The organism is Streptomyces sp. NPDC001530 (assembly GCF_042894545.1).
Taxonomy (GTDB): domain Bacteria; phylum Actinomycetota; class Actinomycetes; order Streptomycetales; family Streptomycetaceae; genus Streptomyces.
Map to the genome: position 1 here is coordinate 374,461 of NZ_JBIAVS010000008.1, position 21,311 is coordinate 395,771.

Below are 21,311 nucleotides of genomic sequence, written 5' to 3' on the forward strand. Positions count from 1 at the left end.
CTCAGCGCGCGTCCTTCAGCGGCTTGAGCTGGGCCTTCTGGTCGCCGAGCAGCTTGTCGATCGTTGGCTTGTACCAGTCGTACGCCGCCGTGGCGGACTTCTGCCGCGTGATGATCTCGTCGATGTTGGACTTGTCGACGACCCTGCCGGGGGACAGGAACCAGCCCTTGGGCAGCTTGCCGTGGTGGTCGCGCACGGCCTCGATCAGCATCGCCGTGGAGAGGTAGCCCTTGAGGAAGTGCTGCGGGTCGATGGTGACGAAGTTCGAGCCGTCCTTGACCGCGTCGAGGGTCTTCGGGTCGACATCGAAGCCGGCCGTGAGCCAGCTGCCGTTCTCGGCCTTCTTGATCTTCGCGAGGTTGTAGCTGTCGGCGTCACCGACACCGAGGAAGGCGAGTGCCTTGGGGTGCGCGTTCGCCTGCGCCGACCAGGAGCTGTAGTTCTGCCCGGGATCGCTGTACGTCTGGAAGGGGCCCAGGACTTTGACGTTCGGGGCCTCTTTCGCGAAGGTGTCGGCCATGCCCTTGGCCCGGTTGTCCAGCACCGGAGTCCCGGGGTTGGGCACGCCGATGACGATCTGCCCCTTCGGATCGTCGCCCAGCCGCTTCAGCGCCTCCTTGGCCATCAGCTCGCCGAGCGCGTAATTGTCGTTGCCCACATAGAAGTCGACCTTGCTGCCATCGGTCGGCGAGGTGTCCAGGGCGACGATCGGGATGCCCTGGTCGACGGCGCGCGCGGCGGGCCGGGTGAAGATCGGCGGGTCGAGGTTCTCCAGGACGATGCCGTCCTTGGCGCGGGCGGTGAGGTTCTGGAAGAGCTGCACCTCGGCGGGCCCGTCCGTGTTGGGCGGCCCGACCGCCTTGAAGTTCACGTTCCCCTCGTGGCTCGCCGCGCTCTCCGCGCCGAGGACCATCTCGTGGGCGAAGTTCAGGCTGATGTTGGCCACGGCGATGCCCATGTCGAGCTTGCCGTTCTTGTCGCCGCCCGAGCCGTTGCCGCTGCCGCAGCCGGCGGCGGCGAGGAGGGCCAGCGCGGCAGGCACGGCCAGCAGCGTACGCAATCGGGGGTGCATCACGGCCTCCAAACAGGCTCTGAACAAGATCCGACCAGGTACCGAGCAGGCTCCGAACAGGCCCTGTACCAAAGGGGCTTGGACGTCAGCGGCGCCGGCGTCCCGTACGGCGCAGTGCGCTGTCCGCCGCGACGGCGACGAGGATCACCCCGCCCGTCGCGAACGACGTCCAGTTGATGGGTACTTCGAAGAAGACGAGCCCGGAGGCGACCACGGACAGGATCATCGCCCCGGCCACCGCCCCGACCACCGAGCCGCGTCCCCCGGCAAGCGGCGTGCCGCCGATGATGCACGCGGCGATGGCCTGTAACTCGTAGCCCTGGCCCAGGGTCGGGTCACCGGCCCCGTAGAAGGCGAGCGCGAGCGTCGCCGCGCACGACGTGGTCAGCCCGGACAGGGCGAGCGCCTGGATACGGGTGCGGACGACGGGGATGCCGCTGAACGCGGCGGCGTCGGGGTTGGACCCGATCGCCCGCACCCGAGCCCCGAATCGCGTCCGGGTCAGCACGACCGCCAGCACGACGACCACGGCGAGCAGCACCCACAGCGCGAACGGCACCCCCGCCGCGTCGCCGCCCGCCAGCGTGAAGAACGAGTCGTCGAGCGGCAGATCGGTGATCTGCTTGCCGTCGGCGAGGGCGAGCCCGACGCCCCGGTAGAGCATCAGCGTGCCCAGCGTCACGATGAACGACGGCAGCGCGAGCAGCGTCGTCACCAGCGCGTTGAAGACGCCGAGGACGACGCCGGTGACCAGCACCACCGGGACCGCCAGCCAGGGCGCCGTACCGTCCCGCACCAGCAGCGCCCCGACGACCAGACACATCGCGTAGGTGCCGCCCACGGAGAGGTCGACCTCGCGCATGGCGAGCGCGAAGACCATCCCGCACGCCATCAGCGAGATGTAGACGGAGTTGTGGGCGGTGGTGAGCAGGTTGTCGCTGTCGAGGAAGTCGGGGTAGGGGATGCCGATTCCGGCGATCAGTAGCCCGAGCACGACGAGCACGCCCAGCTCGTCACGGCCGAGCCGCCGGGGCAGCGCCCCGAACTTCCGTCGCCCGTCGCCCTGTTCGCGGGTGTGCTCGGCGTCGTCCACGGCACGCTCGGTCTCGGTCATCGGGCACGGCTCCCGTACGGCTGACGCTGGGCGGTCGCCCGCAGCGTGGGCCCCGTGAACGCCCGCGGCAACAGGGCCGTTCCGGCGAGTGGAATGCGCTCTTGCCGAGTGCCTGACGGGTCATCACACTCGGCGCATGGGTGACCGGAGCGGCACAGGGCCTCGGGCAGGAGTTCGCCGTCGCGCTCGCCCGGCGCGGATACCGGGTCGCGGGCATCGATCTCGTACCACAGCACGAGACGGCCGAACGGGTACTGGACTACGTGGAGTTGATCGCCGACGTCACCGACGAGGAGCAGGTCGGTGAGGCGCTGGAGCGCGTCATCGACCGGTTCGGGACGCTGCACGTGCTCGTCAACAACGCGGGCGTCTACCCGGAGTCCGCCTTCGAGGACACGACCCCCGCGGAGTGGCGGCGGGTCATGCGCGTCAACCTGGAGGCGCCGTTCCTGGTGACCCGTGCCGTACTGCCGTATCTGAAGGTGGCGGGCTGGGGGCGGATCGTGAACATCACGTCGGCCGCCGTCCTCACCGCGCCGCCCACGATGGTCGCGTACGTCTCCTCGAAGGCGGGCCTGATCGGCTTCACGCGCGCGCTGGCCGCCGCGCTCGGGCCGTACGACATCACCGTGAACGCCATCGCGCCGAGCATGGTGCGCACCGCCACCGCCGAGCAGACCGTCGGCGCGGACGGCGGCTTCGAGCACGTCCGCGCCCAGCAGGCCGTCCCGAAGACCCAGGAGCCGTCCGACCTCGTCTCCACCCTCCTGTACGTGGTGGACGAGGGCAGCGGCTTCCTGACCGGCCAGACCCTCAACGTGGCAGGTGGATCCGCCTACTTGTGAGGGTTTCTTGTGCGTGCGGTGGCGGGCGCAACCGGAGGGGTTCCTCCGACGTCCTAGGCTGCCGTAGATCATGATCACGCCAACGGAGGGGCCGTACGTGCGGTGCACCACCAAGCGAGTGCTGCGAGGAGCCGGAGTCGGCGTTCTCGTCCTGTCGCTCGCGCTCACGGGATGCCAGGACAAGAAGCACAAGAAGAAGAGCCGGGGGTACTCGTCCACGTCCCGCAGCCGTACGACCGGTGGGTCGACGGGCGGTTCGACGGGCGGCACCTCACTGACCGGCGCCCAGGCGGCCCAGTCCGTGCTGCCGCCGGCCGACAGCATGCCGAGCGCCCTGCGCACGGTCGCCGACACGATGTACACCAGCGCCCGGGGGCCGAAGAGCTGCAAGGACCCCGCCGCCAAGTGCAAGAACGCGGTGGCGCGCGGGGACGTCGGATACAGCACGAGCGACAAGAGCGAGGGCGCCCGCTTCGAAGTCATCGTGTACCGCAACGCGTCGGCGGCCGCCAAGGCGTTCCGCGCCTGGAACAGCCATGCCCAGGGCAACAGCAAGCTCCAGGTGATCGACACGCAGGCGTACGGCGCCGGAAGCGTGACCTTCCACTACAAGACGCCGTCGCTGTCCACCAGGCAGGAGACGGTGATCCTGCAGGGCAAGTACATCGGCACGTTGACGCACCGGGACCAGGACAACGTGTCCCTGACCACCGTGTCGGGCACGCTGACCGGGCTCGACCGGATGTACGCCGAGCGGCTGCGGCAGCTCGCGGCCGGCGACACGCCCACCGCGTCCGCGGCCGGACTGGCGGTCTCGTAGGGCAGGGGGAGTGGCTCAGGACTCCCTGAGCCACTCCCGCAGCTCCTCCTTGAGGGAGCGCTGGAACGTGGTCAGCAGCGCCTGCACCACCAGCGGCTGCATGTGCGCCGACAGCGACTTCACCGCCGCCACGGACTCGCGCTCGCCCACCGCGTCCCGCAGCAGCGTGGACAACTCGTGGGCCGCCGCCCGCGAGTGCTCCATGAGGACGGTGCGCGCCGCGAGGATCGTCTCCTGCGCGAGCGGTACGTCGAGGAGCTGTACGCCGAGCCGCAGCAGCCCCGGGTCCACGCGGAAGGAGTCCGCGGTCCGCTCGATGACGTTCATCGCGGCGAGCCGGTCCAACTCCTCGTTGTCCAGGGAGCGCCCGGCCCGCCGCTCCAGCTCCTCACGCGTCACGTCCTCCGCCGCGTCGGGCGCCCAGGAGGCCACCACGGCACGGTGGATGGCGAGGTCATGGGCGCTCAGGCCGGGCGGCAGCTGCGTCAGATGCCGCTCGATCGCGGCGAGCGTCATGCCCTGGTGCTGCAACTCCTCGATGAGCGCGAGCCGGGCCAGATGCTCCTGGCTGTAGTGGCCCACGCGCCGGGGGCCGATCACGGGCGGCGGCAGCAGGCCCTTGGTGCTGTAGAAGCGGACCGTACGGACCGTGACGCCCGCCCGCGCGGCCAGCTCGTCGACGGTGAGCGTCGGCTCCTCGGTGTCCGTCGTCATGGCAGGTCCTGTCTCTCCGTGCTGTGCAGCGTTCAGGTGTCACAGTCGATCCGGTGCAACAGTATTGCTGTCTCACCAGTGTTGTGAAAGCGTCCGGAGCGCTGCGCACCGAGCCGACGGCGCCAGGAGGCGGTCATGACCACGATCCTGCGACTCCCCGGGGAACCCGCCGAACTCACGCTCCCCGCCCTGCTGTTGCGCAACGCCGAGGACCATGGGGAGCTGCCGGCGCTGTCCTGGCGTGCGGAGGACGGCTGGACCACGCTCACCTGGCGCGAGGTGCGCCCGCGACGCCGTCCTCGCCGCCGGATTCACCGCCCTCGGCTTCGAGCGCGGAGACCACGTCCTCATGATGGTGACCAACCGCCCCGAGCACTGGCTGAGCGATCTGGCGCTGACCCACCTGGGCGCCGTCCCGGTGACCGTCTACGGCACCGCCGCCCCCGAACAGGTCGCACACATCGCCCGGCACAGCCGGGCCCGCCTCGCGATCGTCGAGGGTGCACGTGAACTGCCATGCTGGGAACCGCTGTTGAGCGATCCTGGGGTGCCCTTGGAGCGGCTGGTCGTCGCGGAGGCGACCGAGGCGGGACCCCATCGGACGTACGACTCCCTGAGGGAGGGGGACCGGACGTGCGACTCCCTGAGGGAGCAGGAAGGAACGTACGACTCCCTCCCGGAGCGGGACCAGATGTACGACTCCCTCAAGGCGCCGGAAACCGCCGACGACAAGGGCCGGCGCGAGACGCGCTCCACCGATCCCCTCACCGTCGTCTACACCTCCGGCACCACGGGCGACGCCAAGGGCGTACGTATCAGCCACCGCAATGTCGTCCTCAACGCGCTCGCCCTCGACCGCCTCGTCGAACTCCCCGACCACGTCGCGCACCTCTGCTACCTCCCCTTCGCGCACATCGCCGAGCGCATGCTCGGGATCTATCTGCCGGTGTTCCGCGCCTCGCACGTGTATCTTTGCGCGGATCCCACGCAGGTGGGCGCGATCGCGCGCGAGCTGCACCCCGCGCAGTTCTTCGGGGTCCCGCGCGTGTGGGAGAAGCTCGCGCACGCCTTGCGGGCCGTGCTGACCGGGCTGCCCGGGGAGCGGCGCGTGGCCGTGGACAAGGCGATGGCGACCGCACGCGCGTACGTGCACTGTCGCGGACAGGGCGTGGAACCGCACCCGGACCTGGAGGAGGAGTACCGCACGGCGAAGGAAGAGTGGCTCGACCCGATGCTCGCCCTCTTCGGGTTCGATCGACTGGTGTGGACGGCGAGCGCGTCGGCCCCCATGTCGAGGGCCGTGGTGTCCTTCTGGGCGAGCTTCGGCCTCGTGATCATGGACGCCTGGGGTCTGACAGAGACGATCGGGGTCGCCACCACAAACAGCCCCGGCGCCTTCCGCCCAGGCTCGGTGGGAAGGCCCCTGGACGGCCTCGAGCTCCGCATCGCCGGGGAGGCGAGATCCTGGTGCGCGGCGCGACCGTCTTCGACGGCTATCTGCGCGCGGACGGCTCGGTCGAGGAGGCCCGGGACGCCGACGGCTGGTTCGCCACAGGTGACATCGGGCGGATCGACGAGGACGGCTTCCTCTGGCTCACCGACCGCAAGAAGGAAATGATCGTGACCTCGACGGGCAAGAACGTCTCGCCCGCGCTCGTCGAGAACACCCTCAAGGAGCACCCCTACGTCGACCAGGCCTATGTGCACGGCGACGGCCGCTCGTATCTGGTGGCCCTGATCGTCCCGGATCTGACGGCGGAGGTCCACCCGGCCGTGTTGAACGAAGGCATCGCCTGCGCCGTGGAGCGGGCCAACACACGGCTCAGCCGCACCGAACAGATCAAGCGGTACCGGGTGCTCGACGAGGAGTGGAGCCCGGAGACGGGCGAGCTGACCCCGTCGTTGAAGCTGCGCCGCAGGGCGATCCAGGAGCGCTACAGGCACGTCATCGAGGAGCTGTACACCCCGTGATCATCACGTGAGATGTACCGCAAGAAGGCGGTTCCACCGCGTCCTATCCGGGGTCCCGTCCGGCCGGTCCGCCTTTGAGATCGTGTCCACGACCGGGGCCAGCCCGAGCCGGGTCTACGACTGCCTCAACTCCGGCCAAGACAAGCGCGAGATTCTGACGGTAGCGCGGTGGGCTGTGTGGCCGATTCGCGAAGGTGATGATCGTGGGGCGGGAGCGAGGCCGGCTGAACGGTGATCACCGGAGCGCGGGCATGTTGCCGTTGCGCCAGTCGTTCACCCGCTTCCGGATGCTGGGGACCATAGGGAGCGCGTCGACCTGGTCGGGCTCGAACCAGCGGACGTCGGTGGACTCCTCGGACACGGCCAGCCGTCCGGCCACCGGCCGCGCCAGGAAGCAGATCGAGAACTCCTGCCGGACCTCGCCATCGTCGTACGCGAACACGTGCCGGGGGTTCGTGTAGGTGCCGACGATGCCCGTGATCTCCACGTCGTAGCCGGTCTCCTCCTTGACCTCCCGGACCGCGCAGTCCGGCAGGGACTCGCCGAAGTTCATCGCACCGCCGGGCAGGGCCCACATGTCGTTGTCCACGCGCCGCTGGAGCAGGATGCGCCCTCGGAAGCCCTGTTGGTCGGCGGCTGGTTCGTGCTCCGCCGCCGCGTCTCGAAGGCCGAGGGCCACGAGCTGAGCGAGCTCACGAAGTAGGGGTTCGCGAGGGGGCGGTTCAGGGCCGTCGGCTCCTGAATCAGCAGCTCACAGGCGACTGTCAGTGGCAGCGCCTACGGTGGCGTCATGTCGGGGATCATGTATGTCCGGGGTGACGCCACCGTTCCGTCGGTGAAGGGCGTCAAGGTGATCGCCCATGTCTGCAATGACATCGGGGGATGGGGGAAGGGCTTCGTACTCGCCCTCTCGCGCCGCTGGCCGGAGCCGGAGAAGGCGTACCGCGCCTGGCACCGGGACCGCGCGCACAACGACTTCGGCCTGGGCGCGGCCCAGTTCGTGCAGGTCGAGGGCTATGTGTGGGTGACGAACCTGGTGGGGCAGCGGGGGATACGCACGGGCAGCAAGGGAGTACCCGTGCGCTACGAGGCCATCGACACGGCGCTCGGACTGCTCGCGGACAAGGCCGCCGAACTCGGCGCGTCCGTCCACATGCCGCGCATCGGCTGCGGCCTGGCCGGCGGCAGATGGTCCCGCGTGGAGCCGCTGATCACCGAGCGGCTGGTCAAGCGTGGGCTGGCGGTGACGGTGTACGACCACGGGGACTGAGTTCGTCCGGGAGTCGAGGGCCCACGTCGCCAACAGCCAGGAACCACAGGCGAAATGACTTGCTGAAATATTCTGCAAGTCATTGCCGCGGCCTCGGGCTGCCTGCTTGACTCACCTGCCGGCAACGGAAGTCGACGATCGGGGAACAATCATGAGCAGCCGCGAGATCGACGTCCTCGTGCTCGGAGGCGCGGGCGTGGACACGATCGTCTACGTCCCCGAGCTGCCGCTCCCCTTCGCCGACAGCTACATGATCCGGCCCGGGATCGAGACCCGCGCCGGCCAGACCGGAGACTTCGTCGCGCTGGGCGTGCACACCCTCGGCCTGCGCACGCACCACCTCGACATGATCGGCGACGACCACGAGGGCGAGTTGATCCGCGCACTGCACCGCGACCGGGGCATCGCGTTCACCGACGTCCTCCAGCCCGGCGGCACCAAGCGCGCGGTCAACCTCGTGGACCCCGAAGGACGGCGGCTGTCCCTGTACGACGAGAGCCGCTCGCAGGAATCGGACCACCTGCCCGAGGAGACGGTCCGGGCCCTGGCGGGGGCGAGCCGCCACGCCCATGTCTCCATCACCTACCCGTGCGCCTTCGCACTGCCCGCGCTGCGGGAGGCCGGGGTGACTCTCTCGACCGACCTGCACAACTGGGACGGCGTCAATCCCTACCACGAGCCGTTCGCCCACGCCGCCGACGTCGTGTTCGTGTCCACCACCGCCCTGGCCGACCCGGAGCGGACGATGCGCCGGATCGTCGAGCGGGGCCGGGCCCAGGTGGTCGTCGCCACGGCCGGAGCCGACGGTGCCTACCTGTTGGCGGACGACGAGGTGACCCACATCCCGGCGGTCACTCCTCCCAGCCCGGTGGTGGACTCCAACGGCGCCGGCGACGCCTTCGCCGCGGGCTTCCTCCTGGGCTGGCTGGCCGGGGAGGAAGCCCGGCGGTGCGCCCTATACGGCGCGGTGGCCGGTGCACACGCCTGCACCGTGCCGTCGACGCGGGCCGAAGTCATCGGCCGTGACGAACTCCTGGCCCGCGTCGAGAAGTTGCAGCTCAGCCGGAGTGAACGGAGTCAGTAGCGGCGATCTTCTTCCACGACTTCGGTTGCGCAGGCGCCTGGGCAGGAACCCCCTTCTTCCCCGAGCCCGCGGAGATCGCCGCGCCCTGCGCCGCAGGCGCCCCCGGCTTGGACGGCTGGAACAGCCACGTGTCGAAGAGCGAGGCGAGCGGCTTGCCGGACACCTGCTCGGCGTACTTCTGGAAGTCGCCGACCGACGCGTTCCCGTACGCGTGGTCCTTCGGCCAGCCCTTCAGGATGGCGAAGAACGCGTCGTCCCCGACCTCGTTGCGCAGCGCCTGGACCGCCAGCGCCCCCCGGTCGTACACCGCGATGTCGAACTGGTTGTCAGGACCGGGGTCGCCGGGCTTGACCGTCCAGAAGGCGTCGTCCGCCGGATGCGACGCGTACACGTAGTCCGCGAGTTCCAGCGTCGTCCCCTCGCCCTCGTGCTCCGACCACAGCCACTGCGCGTACCGGGCGAAGCCCTCGTTGATCCAGATGTCCTTCCAGCCCTTCAGCGACACGTCGTCCCCGTACCACTGATGCGCCAACTCGTGTACGACGACAGAGGTGTTGGAGCCGTTCGCGAACTGCCGCGGGCTGTAGTACACACGGGTCTGCGTCTCCAGCGCGTACCCGGTGGTGGTGTTGGGGACGTACCCGCCGACGGAGCTGAAGGGATACGGCCCGAAGTAGCCGCTCAGCCAGTCGACGATCTCCCCGGTCCGCTCCACACTGGCCCGCGCCGCGCCGTCGTTGTCGCCGAGGTCCTTGCTGTAGGCGTTGATGACCGGGACGCCGCCCTCCGACGTGCTGGTCGTGATGTCGAACTTGCCGAGGGCGAGCGTGGCGAGATAGGTGGCCTGCGGCTTGTTGGAACGCCAGTTGTAGCGGGTCCAGCCTAGTCGTGAACTCGTCGACTGGAGCGTGCCGTTGGAGATGGCTTGGGTGCCGTCGGGGACGGCCACCGACACGTCGTACGTGGCCTTGTCGAGCGGATGGTCATTGCTCGGGAACCACCACCACGCCGCCTCGGGCTCGTCCGCCGCGACCGCCCCGTCCGGAGTGCGGTGCCAGGTCGAGAAGCCGTACGCGCTCTTCGTGGACGGCACCCCGCTGTAGCGGACGACGACGGTGATCGGCGTCCCCTTGGGCAGCGGCTTCGCCGGGGTGACCTCCAGCTCGTGCTGACCCGAGGTCGCGAACGACGCCTTCGCGCCGTTCACCCGCACCTCGCTCACATCGAGCAGGAAGTCCAGATCGAACCGCGACAGATCCTGTGTGGTGGTGGCCAGGAGGGTTGCCGTGCCCTCCAACTCGTCCGTCCGGGGCTGGTACTTGAGCCGCAGGTCGTAGTGCGAGACGTCGTATCCGCCGTTGCCGTAGGCCGGGTAGTAGGGGTCGCCGATGCCCGGCGCCCCGGGCGAGTAGTCGGCCGCCGATGCCGGGATCGCCAGCAGGAGGGAGGCGGCGAGCGCGCCCGGGGCGATGAGTCTGCGGTGCACGTCAAGCTCCAAGTCGTCGGGGCATGAAGTCTGTCCGGAGCCTATTCAGTCCCTGTGGCCCCGGTCATGTCCATGGCCGCCCGTGTCACACGATCGCCATTCGGCCGACATGAGCGATTCCGCCCCACGGACCTTTCAGATCCGACCATGGCTCACTGCGCCCCGCCTACCTTTCCGACCGTCACCGGCCCCCTTTTGCACGGGAGTTGACCGGGGTACGTTCCGCGCATGCCGAAACCAGCGCGCCGCATGCGCTTCACGACCTGGAGATCGCTCGCGACGGCGGCCACGGCCGCCCTGATGGCTGTTTTCCTGGCCCCGTCCGCTGCACACAGCGCTCCGCGGGAGAGCACCCCGATCTACTCGTACGAGAACGCGATCCGTGAATCCGTCTGGGTGGACACCGGCCTCGAGGGCGACAGCGACGGAAAGACCGACCGCGTGGCCGTCGACATCGTCCGGCCGCGCGAACTCGCCCAGCAGGGCCGCAAGATCCCCGTGATCATGGACGCCAGCCCGTACTACTCCTGCTGCGGGCGCGGCAACGAGAGCCAGAAGAAGACGTACGACGCGAACGGCAACGTCGTCCAGATGCCGCTGTTCTACGACAACTACTTCGTGCCGCGCGGCTACGCCTTCGTCGGTGTCGACCTGGCCGGCACCAACCGCTCCGACGGCTGCGTGGACGTCGGCGGCCGCTCCGACATCCAGTCCGCGAAGGCGGTCGTCGACTGGCTGAACGGCCGGGCCAAGGGATACACCACCCGCACCGGCACCGCCACAGCCAAGGCCACCTGGACCAACGGCAAGACCGGCATGATCGGCAAGAGCTGGGACGGCACCATCGCCAACGGCGTGGCCGCCACCGGCGTCAAGGGCCTGAAGACGATCGTGCCGATCAGCGCCATCTCCTCTTGGTACGACTACTACTTCGCCAAGGGCGCCCCGCTCTACGACTCCGGCCCGGACTGGCTGTCCAACTACGTCGACAGCCCCGACGCCCGCGCCAAGTGCGCCGCCGTACAGCAGAAGCTCGTCGACGAGGCGCCGCGCACCGGCGACTGGACCTCGCTGTGGACCGAGCGCGATTACGTGAAGGACGCGAGCAAGGTCACGGCGAGCGTCTTCCTCATCCACGGCATGCAGGACCTCAACGTCCGCACCAAGCACGTCGGCCAGTGGTGGAACGCCCTCGCCAAGAACGGCGTCGAGCGCAAGATCTGGCTCTCCCAGACCGGCCACGTCGACCCGTTCGACTTCCGCCGCGCCACCTGGGTCGACACCCTGCACCGCTGGTTCGACCACGAACTCCTCGGCTACGACAACGGCATCGACGACGAGCCCATGGCCGACATCGAGCGCCACCCCGACCAGTGGGTCACCTCCCGCGTCTGGCCGCCCCGCACCACCGAGACGACGACCCTCCGCCCCGGCACGGGCACCCAGGCGGGCGTCGGCACCCTCGGTCTGCGGACGAACTCCGGAACCGAGACCTTCACCGACAACCCGGCGCTGAGCGAGACCGACTGGGCCGCGCACATCGACCAGCCGACTCCCGACAAGGCGGGCTTCGTCAGCAAGCCGCTCACCCACGACCTGCGCCTGTCCGGCTCGTCCAAGGTGACCGTCACCGCCACCCCGACGACCTCGACGGCCCATCTCTCCGCCGTACTCGTCGACCTCGGCCCCGACACCATCCGCGACTACAACGCGGCCGGCGAGGGCATCACCACGCTCACCGACCGCACCTGCTGGGGCGCGAGCACGGCCGGCGACAGCCCCTGCTTCAAGGTGACGCAGGCGAACAAGACCGACGTCGACTACACCGTCTTCAGCCGCGGCTGGGCCGACCTCGGAAACTACGCCTCGGACCTCAAGGGCGTCCCGCTCACCCCCGGCACGGCGTACACCATCACGCTCGACCTGGCGGCCACCGACCACGTCGTCCCCAAGGGCCACCGGCTCGCGCTGATCGTCGCGGGCACCGACAAGGACCTCATCGATCCTCCGTCGAGCACACCGACCCTGACGCTGGACCTCTCCCGTACGTCGGCCCGCGTCCCGCTGGTCGGCGGCGCCGACGCCTTCACCAGGGCGACGACGGGTTCCGCCACGACGCCGAGCACGGCTGTCCTCGACGGCGTACAGGAGCCGCGCGCCGCCCAGCGGGTCCCGGGGGAGGCCCGTTGATCCGCTTACGCATCCGCGCCCTGGCCGTGGCGGTCACCGCCACGGCCCTGGCCGCGCCCCTGCTGACGGCTCCCGCGTACGCGACACCAGCCCCGCCGCGTACCGGATTCGAGCGGACCGACGGCGCACGCTGGACCAGCGGGCCCGAGGAGCAGGAATTCCTGGCGGCCGTCGACAAGGCGAGCGACCGGGTGTCCGTGTCCCGGATCGGCACCACGAAGCAGGCCCGACCGCTCCAGCTCGTCCGGGTCGGCACGCACCGCACGGCCGCCACCGTCCTCCTGGTGTGCAGCCAGCACGGCGACGAGCCGTCCGGGCGCGAGGCCTGCCTCACCACGATCCGCGACCTGGCGTACGCCAAGGACGAGCAGACCCGGCGCTTCCTGAAGAGCACCACGGTGCTCGTCGTCCCCACCGCCAACCCCGACGGCCGCGCCGCCGACACCCGCGAGAACGGCGACGGTGTCGACATCAACCGCGACCACCTCGCCCTCAGGACGGCCGAGGCGCGGGCGATGGCGGCGGTCCTGCGCGACCGCGGACCCGATGTCGTCTACGACCTGCACGAGTACGGGGCCACGCCCCCGTACTACGACAAGGACCTCTTCGACCTCTGGCCGCGCAACCTCAACACGGACCCGGCCGTGCACGACGAGGCGGAGACCCTGTCGCGGGACTATGTACGGCCCGCCGCCCACGAGGGCGGGTACTCGACGGGCACGTACGGCATCTGGACCGACCCCATGACCGGCGACCCGATCAAACAGACCGCCGGTGACGGGCAGGAGCGCATCCTGCGGAACATGTCGGGCGTCAAGCACTCCGTGGGACTCCTCATCGAGAGCCGCGTCGACGCGCTCACGGACGCCGAAAAGGCCGACGCCTCCTTGAACAACCGGCGTCGCGTGCACTCCCAACTGGCAGCCCTGGGCGGCCTGTTCGGCTTCGCGGGCGAGCGCGGCGGACGGGTCGCCGCGGCCACCGGTGCGGCCCGGCTCGCGGGCTACCGGGACTCCGGGCCGGTCTATCTCGGCGGTGCCGACAACGACCCGGCCGAACCCGCCGAGGTGATCCAGGACCCGCCCTGCGGCTACCGGCTCACGGCGGACCAGTACACGGACGTGCGCGGCGAACTCGCCCTGCACGGCGTGCGTGTACGGCGGGACGACGACAGGGCCGGCGTCCTCGTACCCCTGCGACAGTCGCTGCGCGCCCTCGTCCCATTGCTCCTCGACGATCGCGCGCCGTACCACCTCACGGCCGCGGAACCCGAGACGGCCTGCTGAGGACGGTCGTCAGGCGGAGGCGGTCGGGCGCGTGAGCCCGGCCGCCTTCCGCGCGCACCCCCACGCCACCGTGACGCCCGCACCGCCATGACCGTAGTTGTGCACCAACACCCGCCCGTCCGGCAGCACTTCGCGCTCCAGCCGGACCGTGTCGCGCACCGGCCGCAGCCCCACCCGGTGGTCGAGCACGCGCGCCCCGGCGATCTCGGGACGCAGCGCCGCGCACCGCTCGACGATCTCCGCCGCCACGGCCGGGTCGGGCGTCAGCGACCAGACGTCGTCCTCGGTCGTGCCGCCCAAAACCAGCCGGTCCGGCTGCGGGAAGACGTACGTGGTCGTCCCGGCGTCCGCGTCGGTCGAGACGAGCCAGGTGCGGATACCAGGGTTCTCCACGATCACGAGCTGCCCGCGCACGGGCCGTACCGTCGGATCGGGTACGAGCTCGCGGGCGCCCAGGCCCGTGCAGTTGACGACGACCGGCGCCTCGGCTTCCGCGAGGTCCGTCACGGTGCGTGCCTCGATTGTCCCGCCCGCCTTCACGAACCTCTCCCGCAGCCACCCCAGATGCACCGGCATGTCGACCAACGGCAGCCGCGCCCACAGCCCCGTCCCCGCGTACTCCTCGGCCGTCGACGCCCGCAGTCCCGGCACCCGGGCGGCCCACGGGCCCAGCTCGTCCAGCCGCGACTCGCCCTGTACGCCCTCGACCATGCGTACGCCCGTCTCTTCGGGCCGCACCGCCAACTCCTCGTACACGGAGAGTGATTCCAGGGCCCATTCGCGGGCGAGCGCCTTCGGCTCGATGCGATACGGCCACCACAGTGCGCCCGCAACCGCCGAGGTGGTCCGCTCGGCGGCCTCCCGCGCCCACACCCGTACCTGCCTGCCGCTCTCGGCCAGGACAACTGCCGTCGTCAGGCCGATGACACCGCTGCCGACCACGATCACTTCACCGCTGCGAGGGTTCTCCACGGGTGGACGGTAGCGGAATATGTCATGCAGTGGTCACATCACTCCCAGTCTGGGAATACTCACAGCATGTCTGCCGAGTACGCGACCTTCGGCCTGGCACCGGCGATGCGTGCCGGTGGAGTCCTCGCCAACGGTGACTACCAAGTGCACCGGGACTTCCTGGACTTCATCGTCGACGGGCGCCCGCTGCTGTTCCAGCTCTCCGACCTCGACGCGGTGTCCCCGCTCGCCTCCGACGTGCCACCCGCGATCTTTACCGCCCAGGTGCGCAGCCTCCTCCTGGAGGCCGAGGCCCCGCTCGACGGCGGCCGGTACGTCATCTACGGCTGCCCCGAATGCGAAAGCCTCGAATGCGGTGCCGTCACCGCGGTCATCGAGAAGGCCGGCGACGACTACGTATGGCGCGACTTCGCCTGGCAGACCGACGAACGGGCCGACCTGGAGCTCAACGGCTACCACGGGATAGGGCCCTTCCGCTTCCGCGGCGCCGAGTACCGCAGCGCGCTGAACTCCCTCCTCGACGGGGACTCCGGACCACGCCGCCGCGTCCTGCTCATCGGCGCCCGCGTCGCCCTGCTCGCCAAGCTGGCCGCCGCCCTGCGCACCATCGGCATAGGCGCCGACATCACCCGCGACGCCGCGGACGTCCCGGCCGACGAACTCCGTACCTACGGCGCGGTGGTCTTCGGACGGACCGTCGGCGCGGACGAACGTGCCGCCGTACGGCAGTCCTTCCAGCGCGCGGGCGTCGAGGTCGCCTACGTCGAGGGCCTCGCCCCGATCGTTCCGCTCCTGGTCGCCCAGATCGAGCACGCCCTGGACCGCAGCCCGCAGGAGCTGCGCCGACTCACGCGCCTGGTCGCCGCCGACGGCGAGGCGGGCATCGAGGTCGCCTCCACGTGCCGGGTCCAGCTGACCGCCTACCGGCTGGACCGGCTCTCCCGCACCCACGCGCACGAGGTCTTCGACGGGATCCTGGAGGCGGGCAGGCACCGGGTCGCGCTGGACGCCAAGGCGGTGAAGGGGGAGTCGTTCATCGTGGCGCGGACCACGGGAGGCGTGCTGGTGGAGGCGATGGCACGCTGACCGCGGTGGCCTGCGCCGCCGGGGCTCTCCCGCACCGGAAAATCGCGGCGCGGTCCCGGCCGCCGGGCGATTAGGATCGGCACCCTGATGACTGCCACTCTCGTCGCCAAGAATCTCGCCGCCGGACACGGCGACCGCTCCCTCTTCTCCGGGCTCGACCTCGTCGTCGCGCCCGGCGATGTGATCGGGCTCGTCGGTGCCAACGGCGCGGGCAAGTCCACACTGCTGCGGCTGCTCGCCGGTCTCCTCACACCGGAGGAGGGGGAGCTGCGGCTGTCCCCGCCGTCCGCGACCGTCGGGCATCTGCCGCAGGAGCCGGAGCGCCGGGAGGGCGAGACCGTACGGGACTTCCTCGCGCGCCGCACGGGCGTCGCCGAGGCCCAGCGGGTGATGGACGAGGCGACACAGGCGCTCGTCGACGGGGCGCCGGGCGCGGACGACGCGTACGCGAACAGCCTGGAGCGCTGGCTCGGCCTCGGCGGCGCCGACCTCGACGAGCGCGCCGAGGAGGTCGCCGACTCCCTGGCACTCGGCGTCGACCTGGACCAGCCGATGACCTCCCTGTCCGGAGGCCAGGCCGCTCGCGCGGGACTCGCCTCGCTCCTCCTGTCCCGCTACGACGTGTTCCTGCTCGACGAGCCGACGAACGACCTGGACCTGGACGGCCTGGAGCGGCTGGAGCGCTTTGTGAGCGGCCTGCGTGCGGGCACGGTGGTGGTGAGCCACGACCGCGAGTTCCTGACCCGCACGGTCACCAAAGTGCTCGAACTCGATCTGGCGCAGCAGCAGATCACGCTCTACGGCGGCGGATACGAGGCCTATCTGGAGGAGCGCGACACCGCGCGCCGGCACGCCCGCGAGGACTACGAGGAGTACGCCGACAAGCGGTCCGCGCTCGAAGGGCGGGCCCAGATGCAGCGCTCCTGGATGGACAAGGGCGTCAAGAACGCCCGGCGCAAGGCGGGCAACGACAACGACAAGATCGGCCGCAAGTTCCGCAGCGAAGCCAGCGAGAAGCAGGCGGCGAAGGCCCGGCAGACCCAGCGCATGATCGAGCGGCTCGAGACGGTCGAGGAGCCGCGCAAGGAGTGGGAGCTGCGCATGGAGATCGCGGCCGCACCGCGGTCCGGCGCGGTCGTCGCCACGCTGCGGGACGCGGAGGTGCGGCGCGGCGAGTACACCTTCGGTCCGGCGACACTGCAGATCGACTGGGCGGACCGGGTCGCGGTCACCGGGGCGAACGGCGCGGGCAAGTCGACCCTGCTGGGCGCCCTCCTCGGCCGGGTCCCTCTGGACGCCGGCCATGCCTCCCTCGGCTCCGGCGTGATCGTCGGCGAGGTCGACCAGGCCCGCAAGCTCTTCCACGGCTCGGAGTCCCTGCTGGACGCCTTCTGCGCGGCGGTCCCGGAGACGGAACCGGCCGAGGTCCGCACGCTCCTGGCCAAGTTCGGCCTGAAGTCCGACCACGTGCTCCGCCCCGCGGCGACGCTCTCCCCGGGGGAGCGCACCCGCTCGGCGCTGGCCCTCCTGCAGGGCCGCGGCGTCAACCTCCTCGTCCTCGACGAGCCGACCAACCACCTCGACCTCCCGGCCATCGAGCAACTGGAGTCAGCCCTGGACTCCTACGAGGGCACGCTCCTGTTGGTCACCCACGACCGCCGCATGCTGGACGCAGTCCACACGACCCGCCGCCTGGAGGTGGCGGACGGCAAGGTGACGGAGCTGCCGTCGTAGCAGCACTGCACAGCCGCGGGCAGCCGTGCCGCCGGGGCGGCAGCCCACCCGCAGCGACACGTGGGTGCCGGGTGCCGTGGTAACTGTCGTAGCTGTGGGCAATCGTGCCGCAGGGCGGCCCGCCGGCTCCAACTGCGGGCAATCTGCCTCCCCCACTGCCTTAACGGCGTGGGGGGACCCCCAGGCGGCACGGGTGGGCGCTGGGGGTACCCCCTGCTCGAAGAGCTTGGGGGAGGCACCCTGCGAGCGCCGGTAAGCGCACCCACCCCGAGCTCGACCCCGGTGCCGGGTGCCCTGTCACCAAGGCCCCGGCACCGAACGCCGAACGTCAGCCGCGCCCCCGCTTGGGGTCCACCAACCCCGCGCGCCGGAGCGCATCCGCCATCGCACTGTTCGCAGGCGGCGCAGCCTGCCGCGACGCCCCACCGGCGCCCCCACGCCCTTGACGCTGCTGCTGCCCCCGCTGCTGCGGCGGCCGCCCCCCACGCTGGGGACGCCCGCCCCCTTGCTGCTCCCCCTGAGGCGCGGCCTCGTCGTCCAACCGCAGCGTCAGCGAAATCCGCTTCCGCGGAATGTCGATGTCCAGCACCTTCACCTTCACGATGTCCCCGGGCTTCACCACGTCCCGCGGGTCCTTGACGAAGGTCTTGGACATCGCGGACACGTGCACCAGCCCGTCCTGGTGGACACCCACATCGACAAAGGCCCCGAACGCGGCCACATTCGTGACGACACCCTCCAGCACCATCCCGGACGCCAGATCGGAGATCTTCTCCACGCCCTCCTTGAAGGTGGCCGTCTTGAAGGCGGGCCGCGGGTCGCGACCCGGCTTCTCCAGCTCCTTCAGGATGTCCGTGACGGTCGGCAGACCGAACGTCTCATCGACGAAGTCGTTCGGCTTCAGCGAGCGCAGCACCCCGGTGTTGCCGATGAGGGACGCGACCTCGCTCCCCGCCGTCTTCACCATGCGCCGCACCACGGGGTACGCCTCGGGGTGCACGCTGGACGCGTCCAGCGGGTCGTCCCCGCCGCGGATCCGCAGGAAGCCCGCACACTGCTCGTACGCCTTGGGACCGAGCCGGGTCACGTCCTTGAGGGCCGTGCGCGAGCGGAACGGCCCGTTCGCGTCCCGGTGCGCCACGATGTTCTCCGCGAGCCCGGAGGTGATGCCGGAGACCCGGGCGAGCAGCGGCGCCGACGCCGTGTTCACGTCCACGCCCACGCCGTTCACACAGTCCTCGACCACCGCGTCCAGCGACCGGGACAGCTTCACCTCGGACAGGTCGTGCTGGTACTGCCCGACGCCGATCGACTTCGGGTCGATCTTCACCAGCTCGGCGAGCGGGTCCTGAAGCCGGCGTGCGATGGACACCGCGCCGCGCAGCGACACGTCCATGTCGGGCAGCTCCTGCGAGGCGAACGCGGACGCCGAGTACACCGACGCCCCCGCCTCGGAGACCATGACCTTGGTGAGCTTCAACTCCGGGTGCTTGGTGATGAGTTCACCGGCGAGCTTGTCGGTCTCGCGGGACGCCGTGCCGTTGCCGATCGCGATCAGCTCGACCGCGTGTTCCTTGGCGAGCCGTGCGAGCTTGGCGAGGGCCTCGTCCCACTTGTTGGCCGGGACGTGCGGGTAGATGACGTCCGTCGCGACGACCTTGCCGGTCGCGTCGACCACGGCGACCTTCACGCCGGTACGGAAGCCGGGGTCCAGGCCCAGCGTCGCGCGCGTGCCCGCCGGGGCGGCGAGCAGCAGATCCCGCAGGTTCGCCGCGAAGACGTTGACCGCCTCGTCCTCGGCGGCCGTGCGCAGCCGCAGCCGCAGGTCGATGCCGAGGTGCACGAGAATCCGGGTGCGCCAGGCCCAGCGGACGGTGTCGGTGAGCCACTTGTCGGCGGGACGGCCGCGGTCGGCGATCCCGAAGCGGTGCGCGACGATCCCCTCGTACGAGGAAGGCCCCTCGGTCGGCTCCTCGGGCTCCAGGACGAGGTCGAGGACCTCCTCCTTCTCGCCGCGCAGCATGGCGAGGATGCGGTGTGAGGGCAGCTCCTTGAAGGGCTCGGCGAAGTCGAAGTAGTCGGCGAACTTGGCGCCCGCCTCCTCCTTGCCGTCGCGCACCTTGGCGGCCAGGCGGCCGCGCACCCACATGCGCTCGCGCAGCTCGCCGATCAGGTCGGCGTCCTCCGAGAACCGCTCGGTGAGGATCGACCGGGCGCCGTCCAGGGCGGCCTGCGGATCGGCGACTCCCTTGTCGGCGTCGACGAAGGCCGCCGCCGCGGCGAGGGGCTCCACCGACGGGTCGCCGAGCAGGCCCTCGGCCAGCGGGTCCAGGCCCGCCTCGCGTGCGATCTGCGCCTTCGTGCGCCGCTTCGGCTTGAACGGCAGATAGATGTCCTCAAGCCGCGCCTTCGTCTCGGCGCCCCTGATCTGCGCCTCGACCTCGGCGTTGAGCTTGCCCTGCTCGCGCACCGATTCGAGGATGGCGGAGCGCCGCTCCTCCAGCTCCCGCAGATAGCGCAGCCGCTCCTCGAGGGTGCGCAGCTGCGCATCGTCGAGCGTCTCGGTCGCTTCCTTGCGGTAGCGGGCGATGAAGGGCACCGTCGAACCGCCGTCGAGCAAGTCGACGGCGGCCTTGACCTGCCGCTCCCGTACGCCGAGCTCCTCGGCGATCCTGCCTTCGATGGACCCTACGAGGGGTGTCGTCACGATCCCGTACCGCCTTCTCCACTGAGGTTGCGCGGCAATTGTGGCAGGTGGCACCGACAACGGGGGATCAGGGCACCGATCGGGGGTGTCAGTCCTTGCCGGTCATGCCCTCGGGGAAGGCGCCGGCCGCGAGCGCCTTCATCAGAAGGCCCTGGGTCAGCTCGGTGAGGCGTTCGACGCCCGCGGCGCCCAGATGCTCGTACGGGGCGCGGTCCAGCCGGTCCGTACGCTCCTCGATCTCCGCCCGCAGGGCCACGCCTGCGTCCGTCAACTCGCCCTCCGCGTCGAGCAGTCCGCGCTCCCGCAGCCGCCCGACCGCGGCCTCCCAGTCCTGCCGGGACCAGCCGCGCGTGCCCAGCGCCCACTTCGGGGCCATGCCCTTGCCGGTCGCTGTGTGGCTCACCAGGGCCTCCACCGGGTCCAGTTCTGCGTCGAGCAGCACCGTGAGGTGGCCGTCGCCGCGGTGCTCGCGCAGCAGGGTGGCGGCGTGCCAGAGCGCGAGGTGCGGCGCGTCGGGCACGGGGAGTTCCGCGTGGGCGGCGTACAGCGGGCGCGCGGTCCTGCCGCAAGCCTCGGCCGCCCGCAGCGCGAGCTCCGCCGCCTCGGCCACCTCTTTGGAGGCGATGACGTCCTCGCCGAGCAGCCGCCGCAGCGTCGAATCGACGGCACGCGCGCGTGCCGCGAGCACGGTCTGCGGAGAGGCGGCCTGCCATACCTCGGGCACGTGCTGCGCCACCAGCTCGTGGCGGAAGTTGTAGAACGTCGCGGTCACCGTGCCCGGGCCCACCGCTCCCATGGCCGCTGCCCGCACCGCGAAGTACGCGCCCCTGCTGTCCTCGATCCCGACCGCGGCGAGCTCCCGCCCCAGGTCGGGCGAGAAGTAGTGCGTCGAGTGCAGCGGATTGAGGATGTTGTGGCAGCGCCGTCCGGCGCGCTCCGGCAGTGGAGTGGTCATGCCCG

16 protein-coding genes and 1 pseudogene are annotated in these 21,311 nt (G+C 70.5%); 9 read left to right on the forward strand and 8 right to left on the reverse strand.

Annotation, left to right across the window (positions count from 1 at the left end):
- Nucleotide 1 precedes the first annotated feature (1 nt).
- Together ACFY0T_RS18915 and ACFY0T_RS18920 are read right to left on the reverse strand one after the other, a co-directional pair.
- A complete protein-coding gene (locus ACFY0T_RS18915; RefSeq protein WP_388871328.1) occupies nt 2-1,072 on the reverse strand; it encodes a sugar ABC transporter substrate-binding protein in 1,071 nt (356 codons plus the stop codon).
- A gap of 85 nt (nt 1,073-1,157) precedes the next feature.
- The gene (locus ACFY0T_RS18920) at nt 1,158-2,186 is read right to left on the reverse strand and encodes an ABC transporter permease (RefSeq protein WP_388871331.1); all 1,029 of its coding nucleotides are present in this window, start codon (nt 2,184-2,186) and stop codon (nt 1,158-1,160) included.
- 140 nt (nt 2,187-2,326) lie between these two features.
- Between ACFY0T_RS18920 and ACFY0T_RS18925 the strand changes: the two genes are divergently transcribed.
- On the forward strand, nt 2,327-3,031 hold the full coding sequence (locus tag ACFY0T_RS18925) for an SDR family NAD(P)-dependent oxidoreductase (RefSeq protein ID WP_388871333.1): 705 nt from the start codon (nt 2,327-2,329) through the stop codon (nt 3,029-3,031).
- Between the two features lie 70 nt (nt 3,032-3,101).
- On the forward strand, nt 3,102-3,851 hold the full coding sequence (locus ACFY0T_RS18930; RefSeq protein ID WP_388871336.1) for a hypothetical protein: 750 nt from the start codon (nt 3,102-3,104) through the stop codon (nt 3,849-3,851).
- A 15-nt stretch (nt 3,852-3,866) separates the two neighbouring features.
- Here ACFY0T_RS18930 and ACFY0T_RS18935 read toward each other — a convergent pair whose 3' ends face one another.
- Nucleotides 3,867-4,565, reverse strand: a complete 699-nt coding sequence (locus ACFY0T_RS18935) for a MerR family transcriptional regulator (protein WP_388871339.1) — start codon at nt 4,563-4,565, stop codon at nt 3,867-3,869.
- A gap of 135 nt (nt 4,566-4,700) precedes the next feature.
- On the opposite strand from ACFY0T_RS18935, the pseudogene ACFY0T_RS18940 reads away from it, so the two are divergent.
- A pseudogene (locus tag ACFY0T_RS18940) lies at nt 4,701-6,536 on the forward strand (AMP-dependent synthetase/ligase).
- A gap of 235 nt (nt 6,537-6,771) precedes the next feature.
- Here ACFY0T_RS18940 and ACFY0T_RS18945 read toward each other — a convergent pair.
- Nucleotides 6,772-7,215, reverse strand: coding sequence for an NUDIX hydrolase (locus tag ACFY0T_RS18945; protein WP_388871342.1), 444 nt, complete (start codon nt 7,213-7,215; stop codon nt 6,772-6,774).
- A gap of 111 nt (nt 7,216-7,326) precedes the next feature.
- Here ACFY0T_RS18945 and ACFY0T_RS18950 point away from each other — a divergent pair, with 111 nt between their 5' ends.
- Nucleotides 7,327-7,806, forward strand: a complete 480-nt coding sequence (locus ACFY0T_RS18950) for a macro domain-containing protein (protein ID WP_388871345.1) — start codon at nt 7,327-7,329, stop codon at nt 7,804-7,806.
- 151 nt (nt 7,807-7,957) lie between these two features.
- Nucleotides 7,958-8,890, forward strand: a complete 933-nt coding sequence (locus ACFY0T_RS18955) for an adenosine kinase (protein WP_388871347.1) — start codon at nt 7,958-7,960, stop codon at nt 8,888-8,890.
- Here the strand turns inward: ACFY0T_RS18955 and ACFY0T_RS18960 are convergent.
- On the reverse strand, nt 8,865-10,376 hold the full coding sequence (locus ACFY0T_RS18960) for a M1 family metallopeptidase (protein ID WP_388871350.1): 1,512 nt from the start codon (nt 10,374-10,376) through the stop codon (nt 8,865-8,867). The two genes, ACFY0T_RS18955 and ACFY0T_RS18960, sit on opposite strands and share 26 nt — an antisense overlap.
- A 228-nt stretch (nt 10,377-10,604) precedes the next feature.
- Here ACFY0T_RS18960 and ACFY0T_RS18965 point away from each other — a divergent pair, with 228 nt between their 5' ends.
- Together ACFY0T_RS18965 and ACFY0T_RS18970 are read left to right on the forward strand one after the other, a co-directional pair.
- Entirely contained in the window at nt 10,605-12,566 is a 1,962-nt protein-coding gene (locus ACFY0T_RS18965; RefSeq protein ID WP_388871352.1) for a Xaa-Pro dipeptidyl-peptidase, read from the forward strand.
- Entirely contained in the window at nt 12,566-13,852 is a 1,287-nt protein-coding gene (locus ACFY0T_RS18970) for a M14 family metallocarboxypeptidase (protein ID WP_388871548.1), read from the forward strand. Before ACFY0T_RS18965 ends, ACFY0T_RS18970 begins: the two co-directional genes overlap by 1 nt.
- A 9-nt stretch (nt 13,853-13,861) precedes the next feature.
- Here ACFY0T_RS18970 and ACFY0T_RS18975 read toward each other — a convergent pair whose 3' ends face one another.
- Nucleotides 13,862-14,824 (reverse strand): FAD-dependent oxidoreductase, encoded by a 963-nt coding sequence (locus ACFY0T_RS18975; protein ID WP_388871354.1) that lies wholly within the window; start codon nt 14,822-14,824, stop codon nt 13,862-13,864.
- A 66-nt stretch (nt 14,825-14,890) separates the two neighbouring features.
- Here ACFY0T_RS18975 and ACFY0T_RS18980 point away from each other — a divergent pair, with 66 nt between their 5' ends.
- Together ACFY0T_RS18980 and ACFY0T_RS18985 are read left to right on the forward strand one after the other, a co-directional pair.
- Nucleotides 14,891-15,910: an oxidoreductase gene (locus tag ACFY0T_RS18980; RefSeq protein ID WP_388871357.1), complete on the forward strand. Its 1,020-nt coding sequence runs from the start codon at nt 14,891-14,893 to the stop codon at nt 15,908-15,910.
- Between the two features lie 87 nt (nt 15,911-15,997).
- Nucleotides 15,998-17,644 carry an ABC-F family ATP-binding cassette domain-containing protein gene (locus ACFY0T_RS18985; protein WP_388871359.1) on the forward strand — a complete coding sequence of 549 codons (1,647 nt, stop codon included), beginning with the start codon at nt 15,998-16,000 and terminating at the stop codon, nt 17,642-17,644.
- Between the two features lie 328 nt (nt 17,645-17,972).
- Here ACFY0T_RS18985 and ACFY0T_RS18990 read toward each other — a convergent pair whose 3' ends face one another.
- Together ACFY0T_RS18990 and ACFY0T_RS18995 are read right to left on the reverse strand one after the other, a co-directional pair.
- Nucleotides 17,973-20,351 carry a Tex family protein gene (locus tag ACFY0T_RS18990; protein WP_388871361.1) on the reverse strand — a complete coding sequence of 793 codons (2,379 nt, stop codon included), beginning with the start codon at nt 20,349-20,351 and terminating at the stop codon, nt 17,973-17,975.
- An 88-nt stretch (nt 20,352-20,439) separates the two neighbouring features.
- The gene (locus ACFY0T_RS18995; protein WP_388871364.1) at nt 20,440-21,306 is read right to left on the reverse strand and encodes a hypothetical protein; all 867 of its coding nucleotides are present in this window, start codon (nt 21,304-21,306) and stop codon (nt 20,440-20,442) included.
- Between the last annotated feature and the right edge of the window lie 5 nt (nt 21,307-21,311).

What these genes read in the sequence shown, in the direction of transcription:
- ACFY0T_RS18915 (WP_388871328.1), bottom strand. Translation starts at nt 1,072, where the DNA reads ATGCACCCCCGATTGCGTACGCTGCTGGCCGTGCCTGCCGCGCTGGCC.
- ACFY0T_RS18920 (WP_388871331.1), bottom strand. Translation starts at nt 2,186, where the DNA reads ATGACCGAGACCGAGCGTGCCGTGGACGACGCCGAGCACACCCGCGAA.
- ACFY0T_RS18930 (WP_388871336.1), top strand. Translation starts at nt 3,102, where the DNA reads ATGATCACGCCAACGGAGGGGCCGTACGTGCGGTGCACCACCAAGCGA.
- ACFY0T_RS18935 (WP_388871339.1), bottom strand. Translation starts at nt 4,565, where the DNA reads ATGACGACGGACACCGAGGAGCCGACGCTCACCGTCGACGAGCTGGCC.
- ACFY0T_RS18950 (WP_388871345.1), top strand. Translation starts at nt 7,327, where the DNA reads ATGTCGGGGATCATGTATGTCCGGGGTGACGCCACCGTTCCGTCGGTG.
- ACFY0T_RS18955 (WP_388871347.1), top strand. Translation starts at nt 7,958, where the DNA reads ATGAGCAGCCGCGAGATCGACGTCCTCGTGCTCGGAGGCGCGGGCGTG.
- ACFY0T_RS18965 (WP_388871352.1), top strand. Translation starts at nt 10,605, where the DNA reads ATGCCGAAACCAGCGCGCCGCATGCGCTTCACGACCTGGAGATCGCTC.
- ACFY0T_RS18980 (WP_388871357.1), top strand. Translation starts at nt 14,891, where the DNA reads ATGTCTGCCGAGTACGCGACCTTCGGCCTGGCACCGGCGATGCGTGCC.
- ACFY0T_RS18985 (WP_388871359.1), top strand. Translation starts at nt 15,998, where the DNA reads ATGACTGCCACTCTCGTCGCCAAGAATCTCGCCGCCGGACACGGCGAC.
- ACFY0T_RS18995 (WP_388871364.1), bottom strand. Translation starts at nt 21,306, where the DNA reads ATGACCACTCCACTGCCGGAGCGCGCCGGACGGCGCTGCCACAACATC.